The sequence below is a fragment of the Acinetobacter sp. 231_lipA genome, assembly GCF_058243005.1.
Genome location: NZ_JBZAYU010000001.1, coordinates 2,491,102 through 2,504,989, shown reverse-complemented (window position 1 = coordinate 2,504,989; position 13,888 = coordinate 2,491,102). Strand labels below are relative to the sequence as shown.

Genomic DNA, 13,888 nt, shown 5'->3' with positions numbered 1-13,888 from the left:
AACTCACATAAAAAAGGAACTCAGTTGAGTTCCTTTTTTATTACATTCAAACTTAAGCTTAAAGACCTAAACTCGCCTGAATTTTATTTAAATTCGGTACGTGATAAGTCTCATCCCCCATACGGACTAGCTGGAAAATGGTGGGATCATTCACAGGGCTTTCATCATCAACAATTTCAGAAATACGCAAACGAATTGACTTCGGCATTTCATTACACATCAAAGCAAAGCGCTGAGAAGCATCATCCCCCTCAATCACCAGCGCCACGCCTTCCGTTTGGTCGGGACGGTTGATGGCATAAACAGGCAGATGAAGATCATGCCATTCCACCGTTTTCACTTGCGTATCACTATCGAGTGCAGATAGAACAATATTTTGCGGCAAGAGCATGGGGTTTTTACCATGACACTCAATAATATAAGCATCAATAAAACCTGTTGATACTGTAATCAGATATTGCAATTCTTGCTGACTGATTTGCTCATTCATGCTCTTTGAAACATTTGCGTTCATTTATTTACCCCTGCTTTTCAGCCAATAGTTGCTGAATGTTGGCAAGTAATTCTGCCTCTTGGAATGGTTTGCCCATGTAGTGTGTCACGCCCAAGCTGAAAGCACGTTCACGGTGTTTTTCACCCGTACGCGATGTAATCATAATAATCGGCAAGTTCTGGTGAATTTCGTGGTGACGAACCAAGTTCGTTACTTCGAAACCATCCATACGTGGCATTTCAATATCCAGCAACATCAGGTCTGGTTTAACGCTCTCAAGCTGTTCCATCGCATCGACACCGTCTTTTGCTGTCACAATATCAAAGCCTTGACGCTCTAATAAGCGCGATGTCACCTTACGTACCGTGACCGAGTCATCCACAATCATCACTAAACGACGTGTATCCTGATGGCGACCAAAGTCACGGTGATCAACTGCATGCGTCACACGCTTGGTACTTAAAATCTGACGTGCAATGTTCTGACCATCTAAAATCAAACACACATGTCCATTACCCAAAATCGTTGCACCAGCAATTGCACCAATGCTGGCAAACTGTTGCCCAACTGGCTTCACTACAATTTGCGCACGTGAACCAATCAACTGATCGACCAATAAGGCAATGGTTTGTCCACTGTTGCCTTTAATCAACAACACCGGCAATGAATGTCCAATATTACTCAAACGCGGGATCGGCTGATTGGATAAAAACTCAGATAAATAGCGCAGTTTATAACTCACACCATCAATTTTGAATTGGTCATCTTTGCTGTGGAAATACTGATCCAATTCTGTTGGAGCAATACGCACAATACGATCAATCTGCGCCAATGGAATCGCATATTGTTGATCACCGGCTTTTACCATCAAAGCATCGCTCACCGCTACCGTAGTCGGTACGCGAATAATGAAGGTCGTACCGAATCCAATTTCCGATTCAACCGTGACATGTCCACCCAGTGCTTTAATTTCACTTTGTACCACATCAAGACCAACACCACGTCCAGAAATTTGCGTCACTTCTTTGGCCGTACTAAAACCCGGATGGAAAATAAACTGTAAGATTTCCTGTTTATCTAGCACTTGATCGGCTTTAATTAAACCTAGGTTTAGCGCTTTCGCTTTAATCGTGCTTTCATCAATACCCTTACCATCATCTTTAAAGCTGACGATAACATCTGTACCTTGACGACTAATGTTCAGTTCAATTTGGCCTGTCGCTGATTTTTTCGCAGCGCCACGTTGTTCCGCATCTTCAATACCGTGATCGATTGCGTTACGTAGCATATGCTCAAACGGCGTAACCAAACGTTCAAGAATCGTACGGTCTAATTCACCTTCTGTGTTATGGACGACCAGTTCCGTTGGACGGTTCAAGGTTGATGCAGTCTGACGCACAATACGCTGCAAACGCGGCAACATACGGGAGAAAGGTACCAAACGTGTCTGCATTAAGCTTTCTTGAATCTCTGCTTGAATACGGGATTGTTGTAATAACAAGCCTTCCGCATCACGAATTTTCTCAGCCAAAGTGCTCTTAAAGTCGACCAAATCCGAAGCTGATTCGGCTAAGGATTTAGACAATTGATTGAGCGATGAATATTGGTCCATTTCCAAGGGGTCAAAGTCTGCGTAGCGCGAGTTTTCAGAACCATGCTTCGCAATAATTTGACTCTCAAGCTCGCCTTCCATTCGACGTAACTGATCTGCCAAACGCTTAATTGCAAGCTCCATCTCGTTCAACGTATTGCCGAGTTGACCTAAATCCATTTCAATACGTGAACGGTTAATTGCATTTTCACCTGACAGGTCGATCATTTTTTCAACCAAATCAGCTGAGATACGGATCATCTCATTACCGCCATCCAAGTGAGTCGTTTCTTTCCACTCACCTAGCATTGCTGGCGGCTCAGTACCATCACCCTGCACAAACTCAAAACTTGGTACCGCATTGAGTAAATCAATTTGAGTTACACGCGTCGGTAATTGCGCAATCACATCCACATAATCAATAGATGCTAAGCTGTTTTTCAAACCATCATAATTACTAAAATCACGTTTGAAGATGGCTTGTTTTAACCATTCAAATGCGGTTTGCAATAATGGGTCATACACGTTTGAACTGAAATTATGTACAGCAAATTGCTCAAATGTGGTTTCTAATTCATAAGCAATCGCACCAACGGGCTCATTCTCCGCCATACGCGCGCCGCCTTTTAAGCTGTGCGCAGCACGTTGCAATTGTAGTAACACACTACGGTCACTACGTTGTTCAGTCCACTGTTTCAGTAAGCCATCCGTAGTCGCTAAAATTTCTTCTGCTTCTTCCAAGAAGGTTTCTTCAACAATTGATAACAGACTGGCTGCTTCTTCAACAGCGCTGACTGCTTCTTCTTGGACAAGTGACGGAGTATCCAGCTGTTCAACGACAGTAACATCAGTGTTATCAACTACACTCGGCTCTTCAATCGCAGTTGCTGACTCAACCGCAGCTGCCTCAGCTTCAATCGTTCTATCTATATTAGATAAAGGTTCTTCAACTGCCGCAACAAACGCTTCAACTAAAGGCTCGGATACTGTAGTTGTAACAGTCGTACCCTCAACCAAGCTCTGAATGTTATGCAGTACCTTGATGGTTGCTGTTGCTGGATAATCAACCTTCTCGGTGCGAATGACCTGAATTCGGTCTGCGACGTCATCCTGTACTAAGCGTATGATGCTGATCAACTGTGGTGTTGTGGCAATTTGCTGACGAATCACACGTTCATAAATAGACTCTAATTCGTGTGCAATCGAACCAATAAAAGGTGCAGAAATCATATTGGCACCACCTTTTAAGGTGTGCAAATAACGCATTAAATTATTGAGTGCCGCGGTATCATTGCCATTTTTAGACCAAGTATTGAGATCCTGATCCATCCCCATCAATAATTCTTCGGCTTCTTCCAAGAAGATATCGAGCAAATCATCATCAAAATCGGTATTGGCCGTATTCGATTGCTTGTACTGATGATCCGATGCAATTTGCTGCGAAATCTGCGCAAGATCAAGGCTTGGTTGTAAAGTATTTCCAGAAACAATAGCCTCAGCAACAGGTTCAATTACCGTCGTCGAAGTCGATTCAACATCTTGCTGTACGAAGGCCATTAATTCATTCAGAACTTTATGCACTTCTTCAGTCAGAATGACACGCTGACCCGCAGCTAAAGTGTCAAATAAATGGATAAATTCTTGATGTGCCTGACCAAATAACTCGTATGCATAATCTACATTGAGTAATTCTGGCTTTTCCAGTAAGGCTTGATAACCAGCATATAGCTCAGAAGTAAAGTCATGGATTCCTTGTGCAGCACGGTTATTGGTGAATTCCAGCAATTGTTTTGCTTGTTCACCTAAGTGCTGAATATAGTCTGGATATTCAACTTTAGCCCGCTGATCAAACTCAAATTCAGCATCAAGCAGCAGATCTATATTTAACTCGATCAGCTTCGAGACCATACCTTGTGGGTTTAGCTCATCATCTACGTCTTCTATACTGAAACCATAGTTATCCCAAGCCGTAGTGAACGTGGCGTAAATCACGTCAAGCTGTTCGTTCGTACCACGCCCAAGCACATGTAAATAGTCACGTACAAATTCAGCATATTGGGTGAGTAAAGAGATTTCCTTCGAAGTAGAAACGATCTCTTCTTGAACCAAGGTTTTAAATAGATTTTCAACTTTTGAGCTGGCATTAAAGACATGCTCAATTTGCGCCATAGACGAACTACCGCGCAATGTATGTAAAGCACGGATTAAACCATTGTAATCTTGTACTTTGGTTTCATCTACATTTAAGAACTGATCGATAGTCGCTAAATGGTCTTCCGCTTCTTCAATGAAGATCGCTAAAGTTTCTTCAAGGACATCATGTACTTGATCATCCTGTTCAGATGCGTCTGCAACTTGCGGCTCAGATTCAGCCACTTCGATATCTCTCAGCTCTAATCCCGTCACGACATCATTACTATTTAGATGATTAGACAGTTGTAGCAACTCTTCTAGAGCAGGTTCTAAACTTTGATTTTGTTGTAATTGTTGTCCAATTAAAACCAATGGACGAAGATCAAGATCAATTTCCTGTACCGCTTTGAATATCGGATACAGTTTAAATTGATACAGTTTGAATACTGTTTTAGCGAATTTTTGAACCGTTGCCGTGAGAGGCACAGCCCCTGAAATCACACGATTTAAGGTATCTTCAACCGCCCATGCTGTTTCACCTGCTGACTTTGCCCCCACCATACGACCAGAGCCTTTTAAGGTATGGAAGTGACGACGTATGCTCAACAAAGTTTCTTGATGTGTCGGTTCAGCGTACCACTTTTCAAATAATGGATCTAAGTCAACGAAGATTTCTTCAATTTCTTCAACAAAAATTTCAAGAATTTCTGCATCTTGATCTAGATAACTATCTTCCGGAAGCGTTGTCGTTTCAACTAAATGTTTTAATATTTCTTTCATAGCTAAGGCTTCTTGCGTTGTCAGCTACCCAAAAAAGGTGCATAAACTTCATTATAACCATCATCCCAAACCAGTCTTTTTGCGCAAACTAATTGAGTTGATGTGTATCCTGATTTTGGTATGCCACTCAGACAATGAGCAGCATACCTCCCCCAAAGCAAGCGCTTAATCAGGCAGTTTAAAGTCTGTTACAGACTCACGTAACGCTTCCGCCATGTTCGCAAGTTCAGAGACTGAACGTGCTGTATCGAAAGTCGCAGTGGTAGTTTGTGAGGTAATTTCTTGTACGACGTTCATCGTAGTTGCAATATGACCTGCAGACGCGGATTGTAGCTTTGCGGCATTCGAAATGTTTGCAATCAATTTCGTCAAATTACCCGATACGTTTTGAATCTCATCCAGTGCAACACCAGCATCCTTAGATAAGTTCGCACCACGTACAACCTCAGACGTGGTTTGTTCCATCGAAATTACAGCTTCATTGGTATCGGTCTGAATGGTTTTTACCAGTGTTTCAATCTGTTTGGTTGCTGAAGCAGAACGTTCTGCAAGACGCTGTACTTCATCCGCAACTACGGCGAAACCACGACCTGCTTCACCTGCCATCGATGCTTGGATCGCTGCGTTTAAAGCCAAGATGTTCGTTTGGTCGGCAATATCGTTAATCAAGGCAACGATGTTACCAATTTCTTGCGAAGATTCACCCAAACGTTTAATACGTTTAGAGGTTTCTTGAATCTGCTCACGAATGATATCCATACCTTCAATTGAACGGTTTACAACGTTCGCGCCATTTGCAGCAATTTTTACTGAACGTTCTGCTACCACCGCTGATTCTTCAGCGTTTGAAGATACTTGGTCAATTGACATTGCCATTTCGTTAATCGCGGCAGATGCACCCGCAATTTCTTGCGCTTGGTGTTCAGATGCTTCGGCTAACTGGTTGGTAATCCCCTGTGTACTTGCCGTATATTGTGCAACCTCTTGAGAGGTTTCAGTAATACGCGATACAAGATCACGTAATTGGTCAATTGCGAAGTTAATCGAGTCAGCAATTGCACCCGTGAAGTCTTCAGATACCGTTGCATATGAACGTAAGTCACCATCTGCAAGATCGGCAATCTCATCCAGTAAACGTAAAATCGCGTTTTGGTTACGGTCATATTCATCTTGTAGACGAGATACACGTTTTTTATCTGATTCACCACGAAGTACAAGTAATTTAAATACACAGAACAAGAAGGCAATCAGGGCTAGAATTAGACCTAAGGCAGGAATTGCAATCGCTAAACCTGTACCAACTGACAATTTGTTCAAATTGCTTAACAATGCATCCGACTGTTCAAAAATCGATGATGACGCTTGGCGTACTTTAACGATTTGTGATGAGTTCTTTAAAACGGTTGCTGCTGCTGACTTCAGTACATCATCATATTCAGATTGAATACTGGTTAAAGAGTCACGCATTTCAGGGTCATTAATACGCTCTACACCTAAGTCCGCACTGCCATTTAACTGTGCGTTTAAGTATGACGCGAAGGTTTCTGTATCTGAGCTAAAATCATCCGCAGATTCACGCGAGTTGTCTGAACCCGTTAATACCGAACCAATTGAACGTAGGATACGTTCCGCGATGAATACTTGGTTTTTTTGCAATCACGACTTGGTTGGCTGGCACATTTTGACGTGCCATTTGGTCAACCATTAAGTTGTACTCTGCCTGAATCCCCGGAATACTTTCACTAATCGCAATGTTGGTATCGTAGAGTTGGTTAATGATTTTTTGTTGCGATGCAATTAAATCAATATTTTCAGAAACTTTTTTCCACTGCGCATCTACTTCACGCAGTGCATCTGTACTCGCGTGAATATCTTTTACTGTTTCTAAGTTTTCAGCAAAAGACTTTTGTGATTCTGTCAGTTTTTTAATGGCTTCAGGGGTACCTGATGCTGTTGCTTCAGTTGCCTGACGCGAAATCGTTTGTGATAAAAGACGTAAATCACCCAAGCTACGGGTGAATTCGTTATTTCGAGGTACGCTATAGAATAGGTACAACAATAAGAAAATTGCCAGTACGATACAAAATGCCGCACCCAAAATTAATGGCTTGGACTTTTCACTATCACCAAATACACGTGAAAACTGTTCCGTCTGTGATTGAAGTTTTGCTACTAAAGCATTTCCACCTGAGCGGTTACTGCTTCCATCCGTATTTTTCTTTTTAAGTTTAAAGCCCATGCAGCTTCTCCCCGATTTACGCCCTTATAATTTCGCGCGCGACAATGATATTAATTTATAAATTTTATAGATGCGTTCATATACTTTGGATTGTCTAATAAGCGACTGAATAAGAAAACATGCCATTGTTGGTTGTGTTGGTGAAAATACCCTTGGCAATATTCTTTTAAATTCCGATCTAAATCTTCATGTTTAGAAAAGAAACTCTTCTTATTAAAGTGCTGAATCCCCAGAACCTGATCTACAACTAAACCGACATAGTGGTCATTATGACTAATACAGAGTACTTTTTGAGTCGGTGAATACGCACTACGATGCCCTGATACATAGTGCGCTAAATCGGCAACAGAAAGTAAACGTCCTCGAATATTGGACAAACCCACAACCCAAGGTTGAGTATTTGGCACTAAGGTATATTTCGGAGGATAAATTACCTCTGCAACTTCACCTAATGGCGCAACGAAATATTGCCCCATCATCTCAAAAGCAATGCCCGACCAGCGGTTTACCTCATTTTCGTTTGAAACGTAGTTTTTATTACCACGTTTAGCAAGTCGAAGTAATTCGATAAATCCATTTGCTGCCATAGAGCTTATCCTGCGTTCAGGTGTTGCTTAATCACATCAATCAGTTGGTTTTCATCAACAGGCTTGGTTAAATAATCACACGCACCTTGACGCTTACCCCATACACGGTCTGTAGCCTGATCTTTAGTACTGACGATCACTACGGGAATGTGTTTTGTTGTCGCGCCACGCGCAATTTGACGGGTTGCTTGGAAGCCATTAACGCCTGGCATCACCACATCCATCAAAACAAGATCAGGAAGTTCAGCTTGAGCCATGGTTACACCATCGGCACCATTCGACGCTTCAATCACTTCAAAACCGTGTTTCCCCAAAATTTCTTTAAAGCGGAATGTCTCTGTAGGTGAGTCATCCACAATTAAAATACGCGCCATAATTTCCCCCAATTACACTTATATTATTTATGCTGAAACGTGATTACGAATCGCATTTAATAATTCATCTTTACTAAACGGCTTTGTTAAATATTCATCTGAACCGACAACACGCCCTTTGGCTTGGTCAAATAGACCATCTTTGCTAGAGAGCATTACGACAGGAATATTTTGATAATTTTGTGAATTTTTGATTAATGCACACGTTTGATAACCATCTAGTCGTGGCATCATAATGTCGACAAATACGATATCAGGATTGGCTTGAGCAATTTTTGACAATGCGGCAAAACCATCGACTGCAGTCACCACTTCACAACCTTCACGTTGCAATAATGTTTCAGCTGTGCGACGAATGGTTTTTGAATCATCAATGACCATTACTTTTAGATTCTGGAATTTATCGTCCATTTAATATGACCCTTCCCATTTTTAGAATGTTTGTAGAAACAGATTCGTAGACGCTTTACAAGTTACGTACACTTTTAACATATATTTACTTATATTTTCAACGAACAGTTTCCGCATAAAACCACACTTCATCTTCTTTTTAAGAACGGCTTCACACTTTCCTATACCCGTCGATTTTTTTTTGACTGATTATATTTTTTATTCCTAAATTTAGGACTAATATAGCACTATTTATTGCTTGTAAATAAGTAATTTAGTCAACTTTAAACTGGGGGTATCGATGCTTAGGGAGTTTAATCACAAACTTGCTTTGATCGTGAAAAAAAGGATGACTGCGAAAGTCATTTTGCTGGCTTTGCTAAGTTTGCAAACCATCTCGATTATGGCCGATCCACCTAAAGCGGTCTGGTATCGATATTACGACAGTAAAGGCATCGCGAACGTCAGTAGTAGTGTCACCCCCAACCATATTCGTTATGGTTATGAAGCACTCGATAGCAACATGCAAGTGATTCAACGGGCTCGTCCATACAACGCAGAAAAAGATGCGCAATATGCGCCACAACGCGCAGCTGCGGCCAAGCAACGCGAGTCAGATCTTAAATTAAAACGCGCTTATACCAACACCCAAGTCGCCACTCAAAAACGCAATACTGCCCTTTCCTATATCTTAAAACAGATTAAGTTCCAGCAAGATGAATTAAAACAATTACAGAATGATCGTATTGGATTCTTGCGCCAAGAAAAAGAGAACATGCGTAAAGGTAAAAGCAATCCGAAACCGCTTCAAGATATGATTGATTATAATTCCAAAAATATTGTGATGAAAAAAGAGCAAATACAATCGTTACAAAGTCACTATCGTAATACCAAGGCTGAATACGACAGAATTATTGCTCGTTTAAAAACACTTGAATAATCTGCGTCTTATTTACAGTGTGCTGACTTTCGCCGCTAGACCAAAGGATTTGACTCAATGCAGGCTGCACTACGTATAAAAAACAAATTAAGCCGCCAAGTGCTCCCTATTTTAAAACTCAGTCCGCTGTGTTTGTGCTTACTCCTCTCTGCCTGCCAAAAACAAGACGAGGCCACAGCTCCTACTTCGTCTACAGCTAAAATCGAGCTGATAGCACAAGACTTAGTCCAGTTCCAAGAAGGGCCTTCTATCCAACGTACCGCCTTTACCGGCACTATTCGAGCCGTCAATCAGAGTTCCATTCAGGCTCAAGTGACAGCGACAGCCACCGCTGTCTCTGTTCAAGTTGGACAAACCGTTCAAAAAGGCCAAGTACTGGTTCGATTGAACAATCAAGATAATGCTGCACGTCTCGCTCAGGCTCAAGCCAATCTTGCTTCAACCCAAGCCCAAGCCAATCTTGCAAAAAGCATGGTTCAAAGAAAAAAACGTTTACTCGATCAGGGCTTTATTTCTAAAGTGGAATATGAACAAAGCCTTGTGGAATATCAAGCTCAATTAGAAAATGTTCGTGCGCAACAAGCCAATGTTGATATTGCGGAAAAAGCGGATCGCGATGGCACTATTTTAAGCCCTATTTCAGGGGTTATTACTCAACGTCTGGTTGAACCTGGGCAAACAGTATCCGCAGGACAAACTCTATTTGAAATCATTGACCCGAATCATTTAGAAATACAGGCCAAAATTCCAAGTGATCTACAAGCCGCTTTAAGCTTGGGAGAAAAAATTGAATATCGGCTGCAAGGCAATCCCCAAAAACGGACAGCCAAGCTTAATCGTATTTCTCCAGTTGCAGACCCCGCGAGCCGTCAAATTGAGTTCTTTGCTCAGCCAATTGAAAGTATTAATTCATTGAGTATCGGGACCTTTGTGGAGGGCGACATACTTGGTTCACAGTCCATTACAGGGCAAATTATCCCGCTTGATACCATTCAAGATATACAAAATATGCCTTATGTTTGGGTGATTCGCCACAATAAAATTGAACGTGTTCATATAAAAGTATTGGAACAACGCTATAGCAATAACAGCGCTGTGGTACAGGGACTACAAACTGGCGACCAGATTAGTCGTATAAAGTTTAATGAAAAAGATTTGCATCAAATGGTGACAATCAATCCATAAAAATAAGAAAAGGTTGTTGCTATGTGGTTAACCCGTATTAGTGTGAAATATCCTGTTTTTACCATCATGATGATGTTCTGTCTGATGGTTTTGGGCTTAGCCTCTTGGCAAAGAATGGGGGTTGAGGAGTTTCCTGATGTCGATTTCCCCTTCGTGGTGGTTTATACCACCTATCCAGGGGCATCACCTGAAACGGTGGAATCTGAAATCACCAAGAAAATGGAAGATCAAATCAATACCATTTCAGGTTTAAAGCAGGTCATTTCTCAGTCTAGCGAAGGCTTATCGACCATTATTGCTGAATTTGATCTCGATGTTTCTTCCGCTATAGCCGCGCAAGATGTTCGCGATAAAATTGCACCGGTCACCGCTGAGTTTCGAGACGAAATTCAAGACCCAATTGTTGAACGTTACGATCCTTCTGCCAATGCCGTGATGTCGATTGTATTTGAATCACAAAACATGTCACTGAAAGCGCTCAGTTCTTATTTGGACCAGCGCATCGTTCCACAGTTTAGAACCGTTTCTGGTGTCGGGACAGTCAACTTATTGGGTGATGCCAAGCGACAAATTCGCATACAGATTGAACCCGAAAAATTACAAAGTTTTGGGATTGGTATTGATCAGATCATCAACACGTTAAAAGCTGAAAATGTCGAGGTTCCGGGTGGAACGTTGAAATATGGTAACAGTGAACTTGTGGTCGAAATTAAGTCTAAAGTGATTCATCCTTTAGCCTTCGGCGATTTGGTGATTGCCAATAAAAATGGTGTACCGATTTATTTGCGCCAAGTTGCAAGCATTTCAGACAGCCAAGCCGAACTTGAGTCGAGTGCCTATTTAGATGGTCAAACTGCGGTTGCGATTGATATTTTACGCAGTTCCGATTCAAATGTGATTGACGTGGTCGACGGTGTTTATGAGACCTTAGCAGATATCCAAAAACAGTTGCCTGAAGGCATCACCGCAAAAGTCGTGGTGGATTCATCCAAAGGCATTCGTAACAGCATCACCGATGTTGCACGTACCATTATTGAAGGTGCAGCACTTGCCGTTTTGATTGTCCTGTTGTTTTTAGGCTCATTCCGTTCCACTGCCATTACAGGCATGACCTTGCCGATTGCTCTCCTTGGCACTCTGACGGTTATTTGGATCTTTGGCTTTAGCATCAATATGATGACCTTACTGGCATTATCACTCAGTATTGGTCTACTGATTGATGATGCGATTGTGGTCCGTGAAAATATTGTGCGACATGCAGACATGGGCAAAGACCCCGTCACAGCAGCCCTTGATGGGACCAAAGAAATTGGACTCGCTGTTTTAGCCACCACCTTAACCATTGTTGCGGTGTTCTTACCTGTGGCATTTATGGGCGGTATTATCGGTCGCTTTTTCTATCAGTTTGGCGTAACCGTCAGTACTGCTGTGCTGATCTCCATGTTCGTCAGCTTTACTTTAGATCCAATGCTATCTGCACATTGGGCTGAACAGCATAATCCACATAAACCACCCAATCGAGTCAAACGTTTCTTCAATTGGATTTCTGGCAAACTAGATAATCTCAGCCATGGCTATGAGAAACTACTCAAGCTTGCTCTGCGCTTCCGACTCATCACCCTCATGATTGCTGTGGCTTCACTGTTCGGTGCATTAGGCTTATCTAAACTGATTGGAACAGAGTTTGTCCCTGTTCCAGATAAAGGTGAGATTCGGATTAAGTTCGAAACACCTGTCGACGCCTCTTTGGAATATTCACAAGCCAAACTGCTGCAAGTCGATAAAATTATTCAGCAGCACCCTGACGTTCGAGCAACTTATGCAGTGATTAATGGCGTTACAGATCGTGGTAAAAACCATGTCAATATTCGCGTAACCGTTACACCACGTACAGAACGCAAGAAAAGCTTAACCGACTTAAACAATGAATTCCGCCAACGCCTGCAACAAGTGGGTGGCATTACTGTGACCTCAATTGCCTCCGCAGATGAAACGGTATCGGGCGGACAAAAACCCGTGATGATTTCTATCAAAGGTCCAGACTTAGCCGAATTGCAAAAAATATCAGACCGCTTTATGACAGAAATTGCGCAAGTCAAAGGCATTGTCGACTTAGAAAGCTCACTTAAAGCCCCTAAACCGACTTTAGGCGTGCATATTAATCGGGTCTTAGCCAGCGATTTGGGCCTATCGGTCAACCAAATTGCCAATGTCATTCGCCCACTGATTGCAGGGGATGATGTCACCACATGGCAAGACAACAAAGGCGAAACTTATGACGTTAACCTACGCTTAACTGAAAATGCGCGTAGCTTACCTAGTGATGTACAAAACCTTTACCTCACATCGCAAAAAACGGATGCCAATGGTCAAGCTGTATTGATTCCCCTTTCTAGTGTTGCGCATTTAGAGCAAAGTCTGGGGGCATCGCAGATTAATCGTCGTGATCTAGCAAGGGAGGTCTTAGTCGAAGCCAACACCGCAGGTCGTCCTGCAGGCGATATTGGGGTAGATATTAAAAAAATTGAAGACAACTTTGATCTTCCTGCAGGTTATAGCTTTGACACGCAAGGTTCAAACAAAGACATGGCTGAATCTGCAGGTTATGCCATGACCGCAATCACCTTATCGATTGTGTTTATTTATATTGTGCTAGGTTCGCAGTTTAATAGTTTTATTCACCCTGCGGCGATTATGGCTTCCCTGCCACTATCATTGATTGGGGTGTTTTTAGCGCTCTTCTTATTTAACTCCACCATGAACTTGTTTTCTATTATCGGTATTATCATGTTGATGGGTCTGGTGACCAAGAATGCAATTCTATTGATCGATTTCATTAAAAAAACCATGGATCACGGCGTTGATCGTTATCAAGCGATTATTGATGCGGGTAAAACACGCTTACGACCTATTTTGATGACTACTAGCGCTATGGTAATGGGCATGGTACCTCTGGCTTTAGGACTAGGTGAAGGAGGTGAACAAAGCGCACCGATGGCACATGCAGTGATCGGCGGTGTCATTACATCGACACTGCTGACCTTAGTGGTGGTTCCTGTGATCTTCACCTATTTAGATGACTTTAAGAACTTTATGCTGCGTCAAGTACGTAAAATCATGTCATAATAATCGACATTTTTCTGAGGTGGTGTCGACATGCCTCCTCATTTTTTATC

8 protein-coding genes and 1 pseudogene are annotated in these 13,888 nt (G+C 42.1%); 3 read left to right on the top strand and 6 right to left on the bottom strand.

The genetic code is table 11. The features are described 5' to 3' along the window. Positions 1 to 58: 58 nt before the first annotated feature. The 6 genes and pseudogenes from AC4CUX_RS12255 to pilG form a co-directional block, all read right to left on the bottom strand. Positions 59 to 514, bottom strand: a complete 456-nt coding sequence (locus AC4CUX_RS12255) for a hypothetical protein (protein WP_114837795.1) — start codon at positions 512 to 514, stop codon at positions 59 to 61. A gap of 4 nt (positions 515 to 518) precedes the next feature. Further along, positions 519 to 4,997 (bottom strand): hybrid sensor histidine kinase/response regulator, encoded by a 4,479-nt coding sequence (locus AC4CUX_RS12250; protein ID WP_490792435.1) that lies wholly within the window; start codon positions 4,995 to 4,997, stop codon positions 519 to 521. A 165-nt stretch (positions 4,998 to 5,162) separates the two neighbouring features. Beyond that, a pseudogene (locus tag AC4CUX_RS12245) lies at positions 5,163 to 7,236 on the bottom strand (methyl-accepting chemotaxis protein). 50 nt (positions 7,237 to 7,286) lie between these two features. Next, complete coding sequence (locus AC4CUX_RS12240; RefSeq protein WP_490792434.1) at positions 7,287 to 7,823, bottom strand: chemotaxis protein CheW; 537 nt, start codon at positions 7,821 to 7,823, stop codon at positions 7,287 to 7,289. A 5-nt stretch (positions 7,824 to 7,828) separates the two neighbouring features. Beyond that, a complete protein-coding gene (locus tag AC4CUX_RS12235) occupies positions 7,829 to 8,197 on the bottom strand; it encodes a response regulator (RefSeq protein ID WP_004694491.1) in 369 nt (122 codons plus the stop codon). A 27-nt stretch (positions 8,198 to 8,224) separates the two neighbouring features. After that, positions 8,225 to 8,608 carry a twitching motility response regulator PilG gene (gene pilG, locus AC4CUX_RS12230; protein ID WP_490792433.1) on the bottom strand — a complete coding sequence of 128 codons (384 nt, stop codon included), beginning with the start codon at positions 8,606 to 8,608 and terminating at the stop codon, positions 8,225 to 8,227. Between the two features lie 280 nt (positions 8,609 to 8,888). Here pilG and AC4CUX_RS12225 point away from each other — a divergent pair, with 280 nt between their 5' ends. Genes AC4CUX_RS12225 through AC4CUX_RS12215 form a run of 3 tightly spaced genes read left to right on the top strand, consistent with a single transcriptional unit; the run spans position 8,889 to position 13,838 of the window. After that, entirely contained in the window at positions 8,889 to 9,527 is a 639-nt protein-coding gene (locus AC4CUX_RS12225; RefSeq protein ID WP_490792432.1) for a hypothetical protein, read from the top strand. A gap of 57 nt (positions 9,528 to 9,584) precedes the next feature. After that, positions 9,585 to 10,712 carry an efflux RND transporter periplasmic adaptor subunit gene (locus AC4CUX_RS12220; protein ID WP_490792431.1) on the top strand — a complete coding sequence of 376 codons (1,128 nt, stop codon included), beginning with the start codon at positions 9,585 to 9,587 and terminating at the stop codon, positions 10,710 to 10,712. A gap of 21 nt (positions 10,713 to 10,733) precedes the next feature. Continuing rightward, positions 10,734 to 13,838, top strand: a complete 3,105-nt coding sequence (locus AC4CUX_RS12215) for an efflux RND transporter permease subunit (RefSeq protein ID WP_490792430.1) — start codon at positions 10,734 to 10,736, stop codon at positions 13,836 to 13,838. Positions 13,839 to 13,888: the final 50 nt, after the last annotated feature.